The sequence below is a fragment of the Burkholderia sp. KCJ3K979 genome, from assembly GCF_016759955.1.
Classification (GTDB): Bacteria; Pseudomonadota; Gammaproteobacteria; order Burkholderiales; family Burkholderiaceae; genus Burkholderia; species Burkholderia orbicola.
Genome location: NZ_JACFYV010000060.1, coordinates 1 through 19192, shown reverse-complemented (window position 1 = coordinate 19192; position 19192 = coordinate 1). Strand labels below are relative to the sequence as shown.

The window sequence follows — 19192 nt, the reverse complement described above, 5'->3', positions numbered from 1 at the left end:
GCAAGCGGGCCGCGGAAGGCCGGCCGCTCTGTGCAATCCCGCATGGACGCACGCCGGCCGAACGGGGATCATTCAGGGAATCCGGGCCGGCGCGCCCGCGAAACCGGTACACTCGGCGCCGGGCGCGCGCCGGATCGGCATTCGGCGGCGGCCCGCTGCCGACTCTGAATCGTGATCCCATGACCACACCGATCTATCAGGAAATCAAGGACTTCATCCTCGCGCGCATTCACGCCGGCGAGTGGGCGGAAGGCGACCAGGTGCCGTCGGAGAACGAGCTCGCACGCGAATTCAACGTCGCGCGGATGACCGTCAACCGCGCGCTGCGCGAACTGACGGCCGAGCAGGTGCTCACGCGCACGCGCGGCTCCGGCACCTATGTCGCGTCGCCGAAATACGAATCGACGCTCGTCGCGATCCGCAGCATCTCCGACGAAGTCGCCGCGCGCGGCCACGGCTATCGCGCGCAGGTGCTGCAGGTCGGCGCGGCCGTCGCCGATGCGAAGCTCGCCGACGAACTGCAGCTCGACACCGGCAGCCCGATCTTCCATTCGCGCGTGCTGCATTTCGAGAACGACACGCCGGTGCAACTCGAAGAACGCTGGGTCAACCCGGCCTGCGCGCCCGAATACGCGTTGCAGGACTTCACGACGACGACGCCGAACCAGTACCTGACGCGCGTCGCGCCGCTGCAGCGCGTCGAATACCGGATCGAGGCCGCGATGCCCGACGCCGAAACGCGCCGTCACCTGACGATGGACGATCGCGAGCCGTGCCTGCTGCTGCATCGGCGCACGTGGTCGCAGGGGCTGGTCGCATCGGTCGCCAATCTGTGGCACCCGGGCAGCCGCTACCGGTTCACCGGGCATTTCTGATCCGATGCCGATGCGCGGGCTCACCTCGCGCGCGGTCGTACCCATCGTTCGATCGCACTGACGGCCTGCTTCAAGCCATCCTCCTGTGCGAGGCGCGCACCGAGTTCCATCGCACGCGCCTTCGTCTCGCCCTGTTCGGCAAACGCGATGGCCCGTGCCAGCGCGACGGCGTCCATACGCCGCCCCGCGACCGGCGCAGCCGCGACACCGAGCCGTTGCAGCCGGTTCGCCCAGAAGAACTGATCGCCCGCGAACGGCACGACCACCGACGCAATACCGGCCCGCGCGGCCGAATGCGTGGTGCCCGAGCCGCCGTGATGCACCGCCATCGCGACGCGCGGGAACAGCCAGTCGTGCGGCGTGTCGCCGATCACGCGAACGTGCGCGGGCAGCAGCGACGCATCGATACCGCTCCAGCCCGGATAGAACAGTGCGCGCCGGCCGGCCAATGCATGCGTCAGCGCCGCGGCCATCGCCGCGCGATCGAAGCCGGCCATGCTGCCGAAACCGATGTACACGGGCGGCTCGCCCGCGTCGAGAAACGCCGCGAGTTCGGGCGACGGCGCCCACGCACGCGCATCGCTCCGCCACTGGCCGCAGGCCTGCACGTTCGACGGCCAGTCGGCCGGGCCCGGCAGCAGCGCCGGCGACACGCCGTACAGCATCGGATGATCGGTCCACACGTGCTGGCGCGGCGGCAACCCGCAAACGCCGGCGCGCGCGGCATTCGTCGACTTCCTGAACGCCTGCCACAGCAGCGCATTCACTAGCCGATGGCTCGCGCGATTCAGCCAGCGCGGCAGCTTCCCCGGCGGCAGGAACGGCGACGCGAATTCGGCGGTCGGCGTGATCGGGATCATGCCCGTGCCGATTGCCGGGATGCGGCGATATTCTGCGACCGACAAGCCGACGAACGACACGAGCCCCGACACCAGGAGCGCGTCGCACCCGACCGACGCATCCGCCACTTCGCGCATCCACGCGGCCGTGTTCGCATTCGCGATCGCCGCGAGCGCCTTCGACGTATCGGTGAAGCCGCCGCGCCCGCGCACCGCATCGGCCAACGCGCCTTCCGGCGCAATCGCACGACGGATATCGCCGGACAGCGGCGCCGACGGCACGCCAAGTGCGGCGGCCAACCCGAGCGTCGCCGCATCGGCCAGCAGCCGGACCTCGTGCCCGGCATCCATCAGCGCGCGGCCGAGCGCCGCGAGCGGACGCGTGTCGCCTTCGGTGCCGTAGGTGGCGATGACGAGTTTCATGCGGAGCTCCTCGTGCACGACGGAAAAGAATGGTTTCGTAAAAGTGCACGTCGTATACTAATGCAATTCGTACACTTTCAGTCAACCGCCCTGCCATGACGATTCCGACCGACGATCCGGGCCGCCGCGCGCGCAAACGCATCCAGATGCTCGCGCATCTCGCCGCGACCAGCGCACGCCTGTTCGATGCGCACGGCTACGAGGCCGTCACGATGGAGCAGATCGCCGCCGAGGCCGATGTCGCGAAACGGACGCTGTACAACCACTTTCCGACGAAGGAAGCCGTGCTCGCGCACTGGCTCGAAGGCGAACTCGCGCGCGATCTCGTGCATCTGCAGCGCGACGTCGCGCGGCGCAAGACCTTTGCGTCGCGCCTCGGCTGCGTGCTTGACGCGTCGGCCGCCTGGTGCGAGCACCATCCCGCGTACCTGCTCGCGTACCTGCGACATCGCTTCCTGAGCATCGGCGCAGCCGAACCGGAGCGTGCGGGAGAGAACGGCAGCGATATCGCGCTGGTGTGGCAGCAACTGATCGCAGCCGGCCAGCAGACCGGCGAACTGAACGCCGCGCTGCGGGCCGATCAGCTCGCGACGTGGTTCCATCACCTGTATCTCGCGGCGATGCTGCGCTGGCTGACCGTGCCGGGGCTATCGCTGAAACGGGAGTTTCAGTCGGTCGCGAAGCTGTTTATCGAAGGCGCGGAAGCGAAACGGTGACGCAGCCGACGCGTCGCGTGGCGCACACATTTTGTTACAACGAACCCACACTTCGCATGCCAAATTTCCCGCGCAGCAGTATGCTGATGCCGTACGGTTGCGCATTGTGCGTCGGGCAATCCGTCGTTCGCACGCGACACGCGCCGCCGTCGCGACCGCAATCACGCGTTGCAAGGAGGGTTGTGATGGCTACCACGCATCAGCACTTCCACCTCGAACTACGGCACGCCACTGCGCCGACCTACTTCATCAGTTACCTGTTCCCCGCGTTGCTGTTCGTCTACGAACTGCTGCGCGTCGGCCAGTGGATTCGCGATCACGGGATGCAATTCATCGCGTTCAAGCAGATGGGTTACGAGTATCTGCTGATGCTGCTGTTCGTCGGACTGCAGATCGTCGTCGAGGCGATCTTTCTGCTCGGCGCGGCGATGCGCAAGGATCATCGCGATTTCGAGCACCGCTTGCCGAACGTGATTCTCGGCATCGGTCTGTCGATCGTACTGCTGGCGATCGATCTCGCGATCCAGCTTTCGTTCTGACGGCCGGCGGGCGTCCGCCCGCTGGCGATGACGAACGCTCAGGCGCCCGCGTCGCGCAGCAGCGTCGCGACGGCGGCCAGCACGTCGTCCGTTCGCTCGCGGTGCGGCAGGTGTCCGCAGCGGGCGAGCAACAGGAACGACGACGGCCCCGCGACGCGCGCGGCGATCCGCTTCGGATGCACGTCGGACCCGTATTCGTCGTCTTCGCCGTGAATCGCGAGCGTCGCGCACTGCACGCGCGGCAAGTCGTCGTCGAGGCTCCAGTCGCGAAACGCCGGCGACAGCCACGTATCGACCCACGCGCGCAGCACCCATTCGGCCTTGTCGCCGTGATAGCGCGCGAGCCGGTCGAGCTGCCCCGGTTCGTCGAACTGCCGCCCTGCGTCACGAATGCCGGCCAGCGTGCGATCCTCGACGAACGCCTGCGCGGCGACCGTCACGAGGCCGCGACAACGCGCCGGATGCGCGGCCGCACAGCCGACCGCCATCCCGCCGCCGACGCTGTGCCCGAACGCGACGAACGCATCGACACCGAGCTGCGCCAGTACCGCAGCGAATGCATGATCGGCCTCGTCGCGCACGAACGTCGTGCCGAGCGTGCCGGGATGCCGATCGGAGCGGCCGAAACCGAGACGGTCGTACGCGATCACGTCGCGTTGCGTCCCGTGGGCGAGCTGGGCGGGAAAGTCGCGCCACAGGTCGACGCAGCCGAGCGAATCGTGCAGCAGCACGATAGGCGCGGCCGCGTGCCGTGCCGGCCCCGCATGCCAGCGTTTCGCAAAGAGCCGCCCTTGCGGCGTCTCGACGGTCGTCTCCTCGGTCACGATATCGGTCATGTGTCGGTCGTCTGCATGAAAGCGGCCGCCCGTCGGCGGCCGCATCGAATCCGGGCATGGTGGCCTGCCGGCGCGCGCAGCGTCAAGAAAAGCCCCTGCCGCCCGTGCGTTCATTCGGGCTGCGGCGGCAGGTACTCCATCTGCGCTTCGTCGTACAGCCGGTAGATCAGCGCCTGCATCGCGCGGATGTCCTCCGATTCGTCGAGCATGCGCATGCTCATGATGATCGGCGACACGAGGTTCGGATCGTCGAGCGGCTTGTAGCTGATGTCGTCGCGCTTGAGCCCGTACACACTCTGCGGCACGACCGACACGCCCTCGCCCATCGCGACGAGGCCGAGCGCGATCTGCAACTCGCGCGTCTCGTAGATCCTGCGCGGCTGCAACGCGCGGTCGTGGAAGGCCGCGAGCACCTGGTCCGCATAGCTCGGGCGCGGCGCCTTCGGAAAGATGATCAGCGTGTCGTTGACGAGATCGTGCAGTGACAGCACGGGCTTCGCGCTGTCGAGCACGTGGCCGACCGGCAGCGCGACGATCATCCGCTCCTCGCGCAGCACGACGCGCCGCACGCTCGGGTCCTCATGGCGGATGCGCCCGAACCCGACGTCGATGCGCCCTTCCTTGAGCGCCTTGATCTGATCCATCGTCGACATCTCGTGCAGGCTCAGCTCGACGGCCGGATATTCGCTGCGAAAGCGCCGGATGATCTTCGGCAGCATCCCGTACAGCGTCGAGCCGACGAAACCGACCGACATGCTGCGCTCGATCTTGCCGACCCGCTTCGTCATCGATTCGAGTTCGGTGGTCTGCGCGAGCAGTTGCACCGCATGCGAATAGAAGAAGCGCCCGGCATCGGTCAGCTTCAGCGGCCGCGCGGTGCGCTCGAACAGCGGCACGCCGAGCGCTTCCTCGAGCTGCTGGATCTGCCGGCTCAGCGGCGGCTGCGCGATATGCAGCCGTTCCGCCGCCCGCGTGAAATTCCGCTCTTCGGCTACCGCGACGAAGTAGCGGAGGTGTCTCAACTCCATGTTCGAATCCTCCCGGGACAGGCAACGGACGCTCATCCGGCGCCGCGCGGACAGCGTCCGCACCGGTCACCCTCGCCGGCTTCGTACCGGCCTCCTCGATCGCCTGCTTCCCGATCCCGTCACGATACCTCAGCCGGCGCCGAAACCGGCTCGAGCCGCGTCGTGCTCGCGGCGACGCCCGGGGCCGCACAAAGCAAAACGGGAAGCCGCGTGGCTTCCCGTTCGTTCACCGACGCCGCGCCGCGGCATCGTGCCGACCGCATCACACCTCGGTCGCGTACAACGCGTCGCGCTGCTCGTGGCTCAGCGAGTCGAGCGGCACGTCCGGCAACTGATAGCAGATCATCGTGCCGTACAGCTCGGCCAGGCAGTTGCTGCCGGCGTCGAGTGCGTAGCCGTCCTCGCCGTCCGGCGCCGGCGGGTACACTTCGCGCCACGCATTGATCGCGGCTTCGATTCGCACGATGGAAACGGGTCCGGCCTTCCGCTCGGCGGGTGATGCGCTCATGGATTCCTCTGGGTTGCGCGCTCCGCGGGCCGTGCGGCCCGGATGGAACGATGAAAACGCCGGGCATCTCGCCGGCCGCCGCGCGTCGCGCGCGCCGGATGCCGATCCGCGCCGCGCCTGTCGCGCCGGCCGGGCCGTGGCCCGGTAGGGTCGGGCAATATAACCGGCTTTGACCCCGTGCAGGCAATAGCCGGGCAAAAAAAACGGGAAGCGCGCGGCTTCCCGTTTCGTCGCCCGTCGCGCGGCCGCGTGCCGCGCCGGCGTCAGCCCGTGGTTTCGCGGTTCGCCACCGGCGGCCGCTGCGCGCCGCGGCTCGCGGCGATCCACGGCGCGATCTCCATGTCCTCGTAGCGCACGAACCGGCTCTTCTTCAGGAACCGGAAGCCGAGCCACACGACGACGAACAGCGGAATGCCGACATAGGTCGCGGCCACGCCGGCCCAGTCGATCCGGTTCGCGAGAAACGCCTGGTAATCCTGGCCGAGCGCGATCACGAGGCACAGCACGAACGCGAACAGCGGGCCGAACGGGAACCACTTCGACTGATACGGCAACTGGTCGAGCGAGTAACCCTGCTTCACGTAGCCCTTGCGGAACCGGTAGTGGCTGACCGCGATGCCGAGCCACGCGATGAAGCCCGTCATCCCCGATGTATTCAGCAGCCACAGGTACACGGTCTTGTCGCCGTACAGCGACGTGAAGAAGCACAGCGCGCCGACGGCGGTGGTCGCGTACAGCGCGTTGCGCGGCACGCCGCCCGGCGACAGCTTCGCGAACACCTTCGGCGCGCGGCCTTCGGTCGCGAGGTTGTAGAGCATCCGCGTCGACGCATACATGCCCGAGTTGCCGGCCGACAGCACGGCCGTCAGGATCACCGCGTTCATCACGCCGGCCGCGAACGCGAGGCCCGCGTGGCGGAACACCAGCGTGAACGGGCTGACGCCGATGTCGGTCACGTCCGTCTTCAGCAGGTTCGGGTCGGTATACGGAATCAGCACGCCGATCACGAAGATCGCGAACACGTAGAACAGCAGGATGCGCCAGAACACCTGGCGCACCGCGCGCGGAATCGTCGTGCGCGGGTTTTCCGATTCGCCGGCCGCGACGCCGATCAGCTCGGTGCCCTGGAACGAGAAGCCCGCGATCATCGCGACGCCCATCAGCGCCGGCAGGCCGCCCGCGAACGGTGCGTCGCCGATCGTCAGGTTGCCCCAGCCGTTGGCCGGCGCGCCCTTCAGAATGCCGAAGATCATCAGCAGTCCGACGCCGATGAACGCGACCACGGTGACGACCTTGATCAGCGCGAACCAGTATTCGGCTTCGCCGAAACCGCGCACGGTGAGCGCATTGAGCAGGAACATCACGGCAAGGAACGCCGCGCTCCACCACACGCCGGGCACGTCCGGAAACCAGTAGTGCATCACGAGCTGCGCGGCCACGAGCTCCACCGCGATCGTCACCGCCCAGTTGTACCAGTAGTTCCAGCCGAGCGCGAAACCGAAGCCTTCGTCCACGTATTTCGCGCCGTAGGTCGCGAACGAGCCCGACACCGGCATGAATGCGGCCATCTCGCCGAGGCTCGTCATCAGGAAGTAGACCATCAGGCCGATCAGCATGTACGCGACCATCGCGCCGCCGGGGCCGGCCTGCGAGATCGATGCGCCGGACGCGACGAACAGGCCCGTGCCGATCGAGCCGCCGATGGCGATCATCGTCAGGTGGCGCGCCTTCAGCGCGCGATGAAGCTTGGGTGGGTTCGCGGACGAACCGGGTGGGTCGGAATTCGGAATGGCGGACATAAACGAGACGAACGTTGAGCAGGCCGGCATCCGTAGCCGGCGCATGCGGTATCGGAGCGCGGGGCGCGTCCTGCGATGCGGCCCCGATACGCGTTGCGCGGCGGGCGCCTGCGGCGAAGCGCGGATTCTACCTGATTCGATAGGGGGACAGCTGCGCTCGCCCCGCCCGCCGCCACCGCCGCGGATTTTGCAGAATCAACGGGTTGGCCGTGTCGGCCGCGCCACTGCCGCCCGGCGTCGCGAAACCCTCGATGATGATCGGGTCATTCGATTTTCATTTCCCCCGCCGCGCGTAATCCTGTCTCGATCCGCCAAATACCGGATTCAATACGCAAAATCGACCGATCAGCGCGTTATTAATCAGACGAAAAGGCCGACACTGGCGATTGATTCAAATCAAATCGCCCGCGCGCACTGCGGTAATGATGCGTAACCGTTTCGAATCGCCGTGGCCGCATGCATGTTTTGCATGCGCGGGCGAATTTCAGGAATTCGCGGGATAATGACGCTTAATTCGAAATAATCAGCGCGTGGAACCGCCAGTGACGCGAGTAGCCGCCGCCCGCCACCCCCGAGGATGAAGTCATTCCCGCTGCCCGCCACGCTGCGCCGCCATACCGCGTCGATCGTGGCACGCATTCTGTCGCCCCGCGGCGTACTCGTGGCGGGCATCGTCCTGCTGATGTTCAGTTGGGGACTTTCCACGTCGCTATTAATCGAGGCGCGACGCGACGCGTATGGCCATGCGGTCGAAAATGCGCGCAACCTGATGCTGCTGATCGAACGCGATATCGCGCGCAATATCGAACTCTACGATTTGTCGCTGCAAAACGTCGTCGATGGCGTGGCCGATCCGGAACTGATGACATTGCCGCCGCGCCAGCGCCACCGATTGCTGTTCGATCGCGCGGCGACCGGCGCCTATCTCGGTTCGATTTTCGTGATGGATGCGCACGGTAATATCGCGATCGATTCGAGCGCGTCGCCCGCGCGACAAGGCAATTTCGCCGACCGCGACTATTTCACCGTGCACCGCGACCGGCTCGCACCCGGCCTCTACATCAGCCGGCCGTACGCGTCCCGGCTGCGCGGCGGCGCGTTGACGATCGCGCTGAGCCGCCGGATCAACCGGCCCGACGGCACCTTCGGCGGGATCGTCGTCGGCACGCTCAGCATCGACTACTTCCGCGCGCTGCTCGACGGCCTCGCGGTCGGCCGGCACGGCAGCGCGGCGATCGTCGAGGACAACGGCACGCTCGTATCGCGCCTGCCGTACGACACCCGGGTGGTCGGCCTCGACCTGCACGACTCGCCACTGTTCATCGACGCGCAACGCAGCCGCACCGGCGAGCTGACCGGAGTCGGCGCCATCGACGGCGTCCGGCGCGTCTATGTTTACAAGCATCTCGCCGGGCTGCCGCTGATCGTCGACGTCGCGCCCGCCGAGATCGACATCTACGCGTCGTGGCACCACCGCGCGATCTGGACCGTCGTGCTGATGAGCCTGTTCACCGCGTTCATCGCGTGGGGCTCGCTCGCGCTGTCGCGCGAGCTGAAACGCCGGCAGGAGGCCGAAGCGAAGCTGTACCGGCTCGCGCACACCGATTCGCTGACAGGCCTCGACAACCGCGGCACGTTTGACACGGTGCTCGCGAAGGAGACCCAGCGCGCGTCGCGCAGCGGCCGCCCGTTGTCCGTGCTGTTCGTCGACGTCGATCACTTCAAGGCGTTCAACGACTACTACGGCCACCCGGCCGGCGACGACGTGCTGCGCCAGGTCGCGCAATCGCTGTCGCGCTGCCTGCGCCGCGACAGCGATCACGTCGCGCGCTACGGCGGCGAGGAATTCGTCGTCACGCTGCCCGACACCGACGGGCCAGGCGCGGCAACCGTCGCCGAAGGCATCCGGCGCGCGATCGCGGAGCTCGGGATCGAGCACGTGAAGAGCCAGTACGGGCGCGTCACGGTCAGCATCGGCACGGCCACCGCCGACGACGGCCGGATGAACGCCGCGACGCTGCTGCGGCGCGCCGACGAAGCGCTTTACCGCGCGAAATCGGGCGGCCGCAACCGCGTGCTGGACGCGCAGTCGACCGCGGCCGACGCGTGACGCGCCATGCCGTGGCCGGATGCGGCTGCCCGGCGGCCCCGCCGTGGACAGCCCACCTATGTTCGGCTAGCGTTACGTCTGCTGCGCAGGCGGCGCGGCGCCGGCCCGCGCGGGCCGCCGTGCGCGTTCCGGCCACTTCCGCTTCGTCATGACTGCCCCGCTCCCGACCCGACTGCCGCCTCTCGTGCGCCACGCGCTCCGCCCGCTGCTCGACCCGTACCGCCGCTACCGGCACGCGAAGCTGATCCACGCGGCGCGCGTCGCGCTCGCGGTGCTCGTGTCGATCGCGCTGTCCACGGGGCTGAATGTGCCGCATGGCGAGTGGTCGACGATCACCGTGCTGATCGTCGTCGGCGGGCTGCAGCATCACGGCAACATCCGCAAGAAGGCGGCCGAGCGCGCGCTCGGCACGTCGATCGGCGCGCTGGCGGGGCTCGGGCTGATCCTCCTCTACTCGTTCCTGCACGCGCCGTTCGCGATCTACCTGCTGATGGCGGTCGGGTGCGGCGTCTGCGCGTATCACGCGATCGGCAAGGCCGGCTACATCGCGCTGCTGTCGGCGATCACGATGGTGATCGTCGCGGGGCACGGCGACAACGAGATCGTCGACGGCCTGTGGCGCGCGGTGAACGTGCTGGCCGGCATCGCGATCGCGCTGGCGTTCTCGTTCGCGCTGCCGCTCTACGCGACCTACTCATGGCGCTACAAGCTCGCCGACGCGCTGCGCGCGTGCGCGGCCGTGCATGCGCGGCTCGCGGGCGACCGGCAGGTCACCGACGACGCACACCTGAAGGAAATGGCCGCGCTGAGCACGCTGCTCGTGCAGTTGCGCTCGCTGATGCCGTCGGTGTCGAAGGAATGCGAGACGTCGATGACGCAGCTCGAGGCGATCCAGCGCAGCCTGCGCCTGTGCATCGGTTATCTGGAGATCCTGTCGAGCGCGCTGCCGGCCGCCGACGACGTGGCGGCCCGCGAATACATGCGCGTCGAGATGAAGACCTTGAACCGGCGCATCCGCGACACGCTGGTCGGCGCGAGCCGCGCGCTCAAGTTCGGCACGCCGAGCCGGCTTGCCCCGCGCCGGCGGCCGGTCGACCCGCTGCACGACGCGCCGCCGCCGCAGTTGTCCGGCTACGTGTCGATCACGGCCAAGCTGGCCGGCGAAGTCGATCAATTGCGCGAGCGGCTGCTCGATACCGCTCGGTCGTGGAATATCTGAGGGGCCGGATGGGTGCGCAATTCTTTCATATGCCTTTCGATGAAATGAAGCGACGCGCCGAGGAGCGCGAACTGGGTTGACGGCCGATCCGGCCCCGGAAATCCGGCCGGCGGCCGGCTTGTCCGCGCGCGTTTCGGCGGCGACGCAACGCCGTCCGGCACGGTGTTCTCCAGCCGGCTCACCGCCCGTCAGGCCCGCCGCGACAGGCGCGACGCCGGTTCCGCACCAAAATCAACCCTTGCCCCAACTTCCCGGACAGCCGATACTCGCATATTCCGCGAAATACGATCCCACCGGCTTCAATCCACGGTAATTCCTATGAGCACGATTCTCGAAAGCCTCCCGACCGGCCAGAAGGTCGGTATCGCCTTCTCCGGCGGCCTGGACACCAGCGCCGCGCTGCACTGGATGAAACTGAAGGGCGCCGTCCCGTACGCATACACGGCGAACCTCGGCCAGCCCGACGAAGACGATTACGACGCGATCCCGAAACGCGCGATCGAATACGGCGCAGCCGGCGCCCGCCTGATCGACTGCCGCGCGCAGCTCGTCGCCGAAGGCATCGCGGCGCTGCAAAGCGGCGCGTTCCACATCACGACCGCCGGCGTCACGTACTTCAACACGACGCCGATCGGCCGCGCCGTGACGGGCACGATGCTCGTCGCCGCGATGAAGGAAGACGGCGTCAACATCTGGGGCGACGGCAGCACGTACAAGGGCAACGACATCGAGCGCTTCTACCGCTACGGCCTGCTCGTGAACCCGGATCTGAAGATCTACAAGCCGTGGCTCGACCAGACGTTCATCGACGAGCTCGGCGGCCGTGCCGAAATGTCGGAATTCATGAACCAGGCCGGCTTCGCGTACAAGATGTCGGCCGAGAAGGCGTATTCGACCGACTCGAACCTGCTCGGCGCGACGCACGAGGCGAAGGATCTGGAAAGCCTCGAAAGCGGCATCAAGATCGTGAACCCGATCATGGGCGTCGCGTTCTGGCGCGACGACGTGAAGATCGCCGCCGAGGAAGTGACGGTGCGCTTCGAAGCCGGCCAGCCGGTCGCGCTGAACGGCGTCGAGTTCAAGGATCAGGTCGAGCTGCTGCTGGAAGCGAACCGCATCGGCGGCCGCCACGGCCTCGGCATGAGCGACCAGATTGAGAACCGGATCATCGAGGCGAAGAGCCGCGGCATCTACGAAGCCCCGGGCCTCGCACTGCTGTACATCGCGTACGAGCGTCTCGTCACCGGCATCCACAACGAAGACACGATCGAGCAGTACCGCGAGAACGGTCGCCGCCTCGGCCGCCTGCTGTACCAGGGCCGCTGGTTCGACCCGCAGGCGATCATGCTGCGCGAAACCGCGCAACGCTGGGTCGCACGCGCGATCACCGGCGAAGTGAAGATCGAACTGCGCCGCGGCAACGACTACTCGATCCTGAGCACGAAGTCGCCGAACCTCACGTATCAGCCGGAACGCCTGTCGATGGAGAAGGTGGCATCGACGTTCTCGCCGCGCGACCGGATCGGCCAGCTGACGATGCGCAATCTCGACATCACCGATACGCGCGACAAGCTGCGCGTGTATTCGCAAGTCGGGCTGCTGACGCCGGGCGAAACGTCGGCGCTGCCGCAGATCAAGGGCGACGGCGACAAGTAAGTCGCGTCGTTCGACGCCGTGCCGCATCGCTTGCATGCGGCACGGTCGGGCAGGCTGCCCGTTTGGTACATCGTTACGCACGCAGCCTGCCGCTTCCCCTCTCCCCGCCTGTCCGCTTTCCCGCCGTATTCGCATCCCGCCGCGTGACACCTCAACGGCACTGCACCGCCGCGCCAGTCATGGCAAGCTGCGAATCGTCCGATTCCTGCGTCGACTCATGACCCTCCTGACCGTCATTCACCTGAACGGCCCGATCAACAGCGGCAAGACGACGATCGGCCTCGCGCTCGCACGCGTGCTGCCCGATGCGCGCTTCATCGACGGCGACGATCACGATGCGCCCGAAGACGCGCCGTTCGACGTGCAATGGGCGATCGCGCTCGAACGCCTCGTCACGCAGATCACAACCGCACGCGAACGCCATCTGGTCATCGCCTATCCGATCGGCGAAGCGGAATTCGAATGGCTGCGCGTGGCCTGCGACGCGCGTGACGCGCGCTTGTTCGTCGTCACGCTCGCGCCGCCCGAAGCGGTCGCGGCGTCGAATCGCGGCTCGCGTGCGTTGACGGACTGGGAGCGCAACCGGATCGCCGAGATGTATCGGGAAGGGTATGCGGCGCGGGCGTTCAGTGATTGCATCATGGATACTTCGCTGTCGCCGCCCGATGCTTGCGCTGCGGACATCGTTCGATACGTCGCCGTACCGGACAGTTCGTCTCAGTCCGCTGGCGTCACTCCGTCGGCTTCAACGTAAGAATCATTTCCCCCGGTACGTGGCCGCTGTCGTCCGGCGGCATCGGCGCGGATCGCTGGACCGCTTGCACGGCAGCCATGTCCCACGCTGCGTTGCCGCTGCTGCGGCGAACGGTGATCGACAGCAGCGCTCCATTCGGATCGCTTCGGACCGCGATGACCGTTGCCAGATCGAGCAACGGTCCGGACCAGACGATGTTCGGACGAATGCGTCGCCGCACGCGCGTCGGGTAGTCCGGTGCAGAGTCCGAGGCGGCCGCTGCCTGCGCCAACGCGACATTCCTGCTTTTCGCATCTAGGTCCGCCGCAACGATCGACCAGTCGCGATACGGTTGCGGTGTGGCCAGCAACGCGCGGTTGAAAATGCGCACATTCCTGCACCAGTCCTCGGCCGACGCTCCGGCCGGGTCGACGACCGTCGCGGCAACGGCCCGAATATCGTCGGCGCTGCCGTTCAGGACGGCCTGTAGCGACTTGGCCACATGGGCCGATGCCTGCGCGCGCTGCGCCTCGGTGACTTCGGCAAGCGGAGCCTGCTGTGCGGATTTTCGGAACATCGCCAACGTGACGTTGAAGTACGCGTCGACCTCCGCGTCGGACATCGTGCCCAGCGGCAGGTAACGTGAGATCACGAGCGCCGAACTCTTGTTTCCGCCGCAGTCCCGAGGAGCGCTGTCGAACGCCTTGAGCGTCAGTTCAACCAGCATGCTGCGTTCTTCGGGTGCAAGCCGAAGAACGGCATCTGAAAAAAAGGCCGCGCGCACCGACGGACTCAGCGAAAAGACGTTCGCATGATTCGGCCCGTTACCCATGAAACGGCCGACGTCGGGATCGTCGCGCATGCGCTCACCCCAGCGCCGAAGTTGAGCGGCCCTGGGCGAATCCGGTGCAACACCGATTCGTTTCAGCATCGCGGCCTGAACGGCCGCCCCGAGCGACAACGGCGGCGCCGACGAAGAGGCCGGCGCAGGCGACACCGCGCCCACGACCGATGTCGACGCGGCCGTTACCGGCGATGCTCGCCCGACCGGGGCTGCGTTCGCCGCCTGCGGTGACACGATGGCGGGCTGCGCATCGCGCCGAGGCGCAGGCACACCTACGAACGGCGTGCCGAAATTGAAAACGGTGTGCTGAATCACCCGGTGCGCGATGCCGTCGACAACGTACGGCGCGCAAGTCGACTGGGCAACCGCCTCGCGCGCTGCATCATCGAGCTGCTGATTACCGCTGCTCTTGTCGACGATCGCTAGGTCGATCCGACCGGCCGTGTTGACGACGTAGGTCACGCGCACGCTGCCGCGGATTCCCTGTTGGCGTTCCAGCGACGAATAAACAGGCCGTCTGATACGGCAAGGTACCCCGCCGGCCGGACTCAACGCATCGGCAAATGCCGATGGATCGGGGGAACCGTCAACACGCGCAACATCACGCGTAACCGGGCCGCACGCAGCAAGCAAAAGCAGCGCCCCTGCGCTGGCGAGCACCGCGATGTACTGCATCTTCGTCATTGCTTTCATTTTGATTATTGTTTGCGAACCGGTAGCGGCGTGATCATGTCGCGAAAATCTAGCACAGCCGCCCCTGATCGTCCGCAACATCCGCGTGACGGATCGCGGCGATGCCGTGCATCGGAATTCTCACGAACATCCGAGCGATGACACGATGTCATGGCCCAACAACAACTGATGCGAAGCCAGCACTACGTTCTACGTATCTATCATAAAGGTTGCGCACAAGGGAGATAGAAAACGATCTGGTATCCGAAGCACTGCACGATCTGGCAAACCAAAGACGCTTCGCCACCAGCCCCGACACGATGTTCGCGTCCAACAACATGGCGGGGCTCGGGGTCATCGCGAGTGCAGCGACACCAGCCATCTTTCCGCTTCGGACCATGCCGCAACGATCACGATAATCGCATCCAGTGAACGCTACGTCGATTCGTCGACAATGGCAGCTTGCCCGGCAACGGAACGCATCGCAAACGCGGTATCACGCCGCCCGGCATGCAAGACGCGCACCGGACGGGCCCGGTCAACGACTGTACGGCGCACCCGATGCCGCCGCTTCCCGCACCCCCTTCCGGCTCAACATCAGCGTGACGACCGCCGACACCGCGAGCGTGCCGGCCACCACGTACAGCCCCGCCGCATACCCGCCCGTCGCGTGCTTGAGCCAACCGATCGCGAACGGCCCGACGAACCCGCCGAGATTGCCGATCGAATTGATCATCGCGATCCCCGCCGCCGCGCCGGCCCCCGACAGGAACGCACTCGGCATCGCCCACAGCGGCGCCTTCGCCGCACTGATCCCGATGTTGACGACGACCAGCGCGAGCACGGTCAGCAGCGCCGTGCTCGCCTGCCCCGCGAACACGAAGCCGATACAGGCCAGTACGCACGGAATCACGACGTGCCACGTGCGCTCGCCAGTGCGATCCGAATGCCGCGCCCACATGATCATCGCGACCACGGCGGCGATGCTCGGAATGCCGGTCAGCAGGCCCGTCTGCAACGCGGTGAAGCCGAACTGCTTGACCATCAGCGGCGCCCACAGGCCGAGCGTATAGAGCCCCGCCGACGTGCCGAAATAGATCAGCGCGAGCGCCAGCACGCGCGGATCGCGCAGCGCCTGCCACGCACCGGCCGTGTGCCCGGCGTGCGTGTGGCGCGCGTCCGCTTCTGCTTTCAGCTTCGCGATCAGCCAGTCGCGCTCGTCGGCGCGCAACCACGCGGCCTGCGACGGCGCATCGGTCAGGCACTTCAGCACGACGAAGCCGAGCACGACCGCCGGCAGCGCTTCGACGATGTACAGCATCTGCCAGTCGGCGAGCCCGAACATCGGCGGCATCTGCATGATCGCGCCCGACAGCGGCGAACCGATCGCGGTCGAGATCGGCGCGGCCGCCATGAACCACGCGGCGGCCACCGCGCGCTGCTTCGCGGGAAACCACAGGCTCAGGTACAGGATGATGCCGGGGAAGAAGCCGGCTTCCGCCATGCCGAGCAGGAAACGCAGCACGTAGAAGCTGGTCGGCCCGGCCGCGAACGCGGACACGGCCGACACGATCCCCCACGTGATCATCACGCGCGCGATCCAGATGCGCGCGCCGACACGATGGAGGATCAAGTTGCTCGGTACTTCGAACAGAAAGTAGCCGATGAAGAACAGGCCGCCGCCGAACCCGAACGCGGTCGGCGACAGGCCGATCGCCTGGTTCATCGTCATCGCCGCGAAGCCGACGTTGACGCGATCGAGAAAGCTGACGAAGTAAAGCAGCATCACGAACGGAATGATGCGCCACATCAGTTTCCGCGCGACGCGGGTTTCCAGATCCGCTTGCATGTGTCTCCTCCTTCGAGGTCGGGCCGTGCGCCGTCGGTCGGTGGACCGCGAGCGCCGGCCGGCGCCCGGCTCGCGTCGGATGCGCGAGTCGCGGGCAGAAAAAATGCGTGAGTGAAACGAACGGTCGGCACCCGGGTGGCTGCGCACGCGCGCGGCCGCCCGCCCCGCGCCGCCGTCAGGCCGCGACCGCCGCGTTCGCGACACGCTCGCAGACGGCCGCCGTCACCTGCGCGGTCGTCGCACTGCCGCCGAGGTCGCGCGTATGCAGCGACGGGTCGGCCGTCACGGCCTCGATCGCATTCATCACGCGCGCGGCCGCTTCCGTCTCGCCGAGATGTTCGAGCAGCATCACGACCGACCAGAACGTGCCGACCGGATTCGCGAGCCCCTTGCCCATGATGTCGAACGCCGAGCCGTGGATCGGCTCGAACATCGACGGATAGCGGCGCTCGGGATCGATGTTGCCGGTCGGCGCGATGCCGAGGCTGCCCGCGAGCGCGGCGGCGAGATCGCTGAGGATGTCCGCGTGCAGGTTGGTCGCGACGATCGTGTCGAGCGACGCCGGGCGATTGACCATGCGCGCGGTCGCCGCGTCGACGAGTTCCTTGTCCCACGTCACGTCGGGAAACTCCTGCGCGATTTGCTTCGCGATCTCGTCCCACATCACCATCGCGTGCCGCTGCGCGTTGCTCTTCGTGATCACGGTCAGCAGCTTGCGCGGCCGCGACTGCGCGAGCCGGAACGCGAAGCGCATGATGCGTTCGACGCCGGCGCGCGTGAGGATCGATACGTCGGTCGCGGCCTCGATCGGATGGCCCTGGTGCACGCGACCGCCGACGCCCGCGTATTCGCCTTCGGAGTTCTCGCGCACGATCACCCAGTTCAGGTCATCCGGCCCGCAGCGCTTCAGCGGCGCGTCGATGCCGGGCAGGATGCGCGTCGGGCGCACGTTCGCGTACTGGTCGAAGCCCTGGCAGATCTTCAGCCGCAGTCCCCACAGCGTCACGTGGTCGGGCACGTCCGGGTCGCCCGCGGAGCCGAACAGGATCGCGTCCTTGCCGCGCAGCGCGTCGAGGCCGTCGGCCGGCATCATCGCGCCGTGCCGGCGGTAGTAATCGGCGCCCCAGTCGAAATCCTCGAACTCGAACGCGAAGCGGTCGCTGCCGCGGGCCAGCGCTTCCAGCAGTTGCTTGCCGGCCGGCACCACCTCCTTGCCGATGCCGTCGCCGGGAATCGTTGCGATACGGTAGGTCTTCATGCGGACATCCTCGATTGATCGTGAGCGTGAACGCACTTTACCGAACCGGGAGTGTGTAAACCGGGGCTATACTCAAAGCATCTTTAACTTCAATTCACGAATCCCGTCATGGCGGATACCGTCCAGCCGGCCGATCTCGGCTTCTTCTCGACGCTGGCCGCGTCGGGCAGCCTGAGCGCGGCCGCGCGCGAACTCGGGCTGACCGCGGCGGCCGTCAGCAAGCGACTCACGCAGATGGAGCGGCGCGCGGGCGTGACGCTCGTCAATCGCACGACGCGGCGGATGATGCTGACACCCGAAGGCGATGTGTACCTGGAATACGCGCGCCGGATTCTCGACCAGATGGACGAACTCGGCGAGCTGCTCGGCAGCGCGAAGCAGCGGCCGAAGGGGCTGCTGCGCGTGAATGCGACGCTCGGGTTCGGGCGCAGCCACGTCGGCCCGGCGATCTCGCGCTTCGTCGCGCGCTATCCGGAAGTGTCGGTGCAGTTGCAGCTGTCGGTGATGCCGCCGCCGCTCACCGACGACGCGTTCGACGTGTGCATTCGCTTCGGCGAGCCGCCCGACACGCGCGTCGTCGCGCGGCGGCTGGCGCCGAACCGCCGGCTGCTGTGCGCGGCGCCCGCGTATCTCGCGCGGCACGGGGTGCCCGGCACGCCGCACGACCTGACGCGGCACAACTGCATCGGCATCCGGCAAGGCGACGAAGGTTACGGCGTGTGGCGCCTGACGAGCGGGCGCGGCGCGGCCCGCCACACGGAAGCCGTGCGGATCAACGGCAACCTGACGACGAACGACGGCGAGATCGCGGTGAAGTGGGCGCTCGACGGACACGGCATCCTGATGCGTGCGGAATGGGATCTGCGCGACTATCTCGCGGACGGCAGGCTGGTCGTCGTGCTGCCCGATCATGAAACGCCGAGCGCCGACATCTACGCGGTGTATGCGCAGCGTCACCAGATGTCCACGCGGATTCGCGCGTTCGTCGACTTCCTGGCGGAAGAATTGGGGCGGCTCAGGGCGGTGTAGCGCGCCCGTTCCATACGCCGTGTGTGTCGGCTGTCGTTGCGTGATGCACGCGCACACCCCGACTCGCCCTATACGGCTGCACGGCTGGCCGTTCGGCCTCCGATGAAAATATTCCGGCGAATTTCGTGCTGAATCGCCAAAATATTTACATCGTTCGATACAGATCGGATGGATGGCCGGCGCGTTCCGCCTCGCGAGCGCTGCTCGAGGCCCTCCGTCAGTCTGCTGCCGTCACGCCACCGCTACCAGCCCGCTGTAC

The 19192-nt window shown here is 67.0% G+C and carries 16 protein-coding genes; 8 read left to right on the top strand and 8 right to left on the bottom strand.

Annotated features, from left to right (window positions below):
- Positions 1-179: 179 nt before the first annotated feature.
- The gene (gene hutC / locus H3O04_RS15580; RefSeq protein WP_011548284.1) at positions 180-875 is read left to right on the top strand and encodes a histidine utilization repressor; all 696 of its coding nucleotides are present in this window, start codon (positions 180-182) and stop codon (positions 873-875) included.
- Between the two features lie 20 nt (positions 876-895).
- Here the strand turns inward: hutC and H3O04_RS15575 are convergent, their stop codons facing one another.
- Positions 896-2137 (bottom strand): glycosyltransferase, encoded by a 1242-nt coding sequence (locus tag H3O04_RS15575; RefSeq protein ID WP_202588004.1) that lies wholly within the window; start codon positions 2135-2137, stop codon positions 896-898.
- Between the two features lie 95 nt (positions 2138-2232).
- Between H3O04_RS15575 and H3O04_RS15570 the strand changes: the two genes are divergently transcribed.
- Both H3O04_RS15570 and H3O04_RS15565 read left to right on the top strand, forming a co-directional pair.
- Positions 2233-2853: a TetR/AcrR family transcriptional regulator gene (locus H3O04_RS15570; protein ID WP_202588003.1), complete on the top strand. Its 621-nt coding sequence runs from the start codon at positions 2233-2235 to the stop codon at positions 2851-2853.
- Between the two features lie 185 nt (positions 2854-3038).
- On the top strand, positions 3039-3392 hold the full coding sequence (locus tag H3O04_RS15565; RefSeq protein ID WP_027810070.1) for a hypothetical protein: 354 nt from the start codon (positions 3039-3041) through the stop codon (positions 3390-3392).
- Between the two features lie 38 nt (positions 3393-3430).
- Here H3O04_RS15565 and H3O04_RS15560 read toward each other — a convergent pair whose 3' ends face one another.
- From H3O04_RS15560 to H3O04_RS15545, 4 genes are all read right to left on the bottom strand, one after another.
- Positions 3431-4228, bottom strand: a complete 798-nt coding sequence (locus tag H3O04_RS15560; RefSeq protein WP_202588002.1) for an alpha/beta fold hydrolase — start codon at positions 4226-4228, stop codon at positions 3431-3433.
- Between the two features lie 110 nt (positions 4229-4338).
- Positions 4339-5256, bottom strand: a complete 918-nt coding sequence (locus tag H3O04_RS15555; protein WP_006479595.1) for a LysR family transcriptional regulator — start codon at positions 5254-5256, stop codon at positions 4339-4341.
- Between the two features lie 262 nt (positions 5257-5518).
- Positions 5519-5764 carry a DUF3717 domain-containing protein gene (locus H3O04_RS15550; protein WP_012338561.1) on the bottom strand — a complete coding sequence of 82 codons (246 nt, stop codon included), beginning with the start codon at positions 5762-5764 and terminating at the stop codon, positions 5519-5521.
- 263 nt (positions 5765-6027) lie between these two features.
- Entirely contained in the window at positions 6028-7563 is a 1536-nt protein-coding gene (locus tag H3O04_RS15545) for an amino acid permease (RefSeq protein WP_012338562.1), read from the bottom strand.
- Between the two features lie 577 nt (positions 7564-8140).
- On the opposite strand from H3O04_RS15545, the gene H3O04_RS15540 reads away from it, so the two are divergent.
- From H3O04_RS15540 to H3O04_RS15525, 4 genes are all read left to right on the top strand, one after another.
- Complete coding sequence (locus tag H3O04_RS15540) at positions 8141-9673, top strand: sensor domain-containing diguanylate cyclase (protein WP_012338563.1); 1533 nt, start codon at positions 8141-8143, stop codon at positions 9671-9673.
- Between the two features lie 148 nt (positions 9674-9821).
- The gene (locus tag H3O04_RS15535) at positions 9822-10892 is read left to right on the top strand and encodes an FUSC family protein (protein ID WP_006479598.1); all 1071 of its coding nucleotides are present in this window, start codon (positions 9822-9824) and stop codon (positions 10890-10892) included.
- Between the two features lie 318 nt (positions 10893-11210).
- Positions 11211-12548, top strand: a complete 1338-nt coding sequence (gene argG, locus H3O04_RS15530) for an argininosuccinate synthase (protein ID WP_006479599.1) — start codon at positions 11211-11213, stop codon at positions 12546-12548.
- Positions 12549-12765: 217 nt separating this feature from the next.
- Positions 12766-13302 carry a shikimate kinase gene (locus H3O04_RS15525; protein ID WP_202588001.1) on the top strand — a complete coding sequence of 179 codons (537 nt, stop codon included), beginning with the start codon at positions 12766-12768 and terminating at the stop codon, positions 13300-13302.
- Here the strand turns inward: H3O04_RS15525 and H3O04_RS15520 are convergent.
- The 3 genes from H3O04_RS15520 to H3O04_RS15510 form a co-directional block, all read right to left on the bottom strand.
- Positions 13280-14809, bottom strand: a complete 1530-nt coding sequence (locus H3O04_RS15520; protein ID WP_237666297.1) for a TonB family protein — start codon at positions 14807-14809, stop codon at positions 13280-13282. The two genes, H3O04_RS15525 and H3O04_RS15520, sit on opposite strands and share 23 nt — an antisense overlap.
- A gap of 526 nt (positions 14810-15335) precedes the next feature.
- Complete coding sequence (locus tag H3O04_RS15515; protein WP_202587999.1) at positions 15336-16646, bottom strand: MFS transporter; 1311 nt, start codon at positions 16644-16646, stop codon at positions 15336-15338.
- A 175-nt stretch (positions 16647-16821) separates the two neighbouring features.
- The gene (locus tag H3O04_RS15510) at positions 16822-17904 is read right to left on the bottom strand and encodes a tartrate dehydrogenase (protein ID WP_202587998.1); all 1083 of its coding nucleotides are present in this window, start codon (positions 17902-17904) and stop codon (positions 16822-16824) included.
- A gap of 108 nt (positions 17905-18012) precedes the next feature.
- On the opposite strand from H3O04_RS15510, the gene H3O04_RS15505 reads away from it, so the two are divergent.
- Positions 18013-18933 carry a LysR substrate-binding domain-containing protein gene (locus H3O04_RS15505; RefSeq protein ID WP_011548296.1) on the top strand — a complete coding sequence of 307 codons (921 nt, stop codon included), beginning with the start codon at positions 18013-18015 and terminating at the stop codon, positions 18931-18933.
- Positions 18934-19192 lie beyond the last annotated feature (259 nt).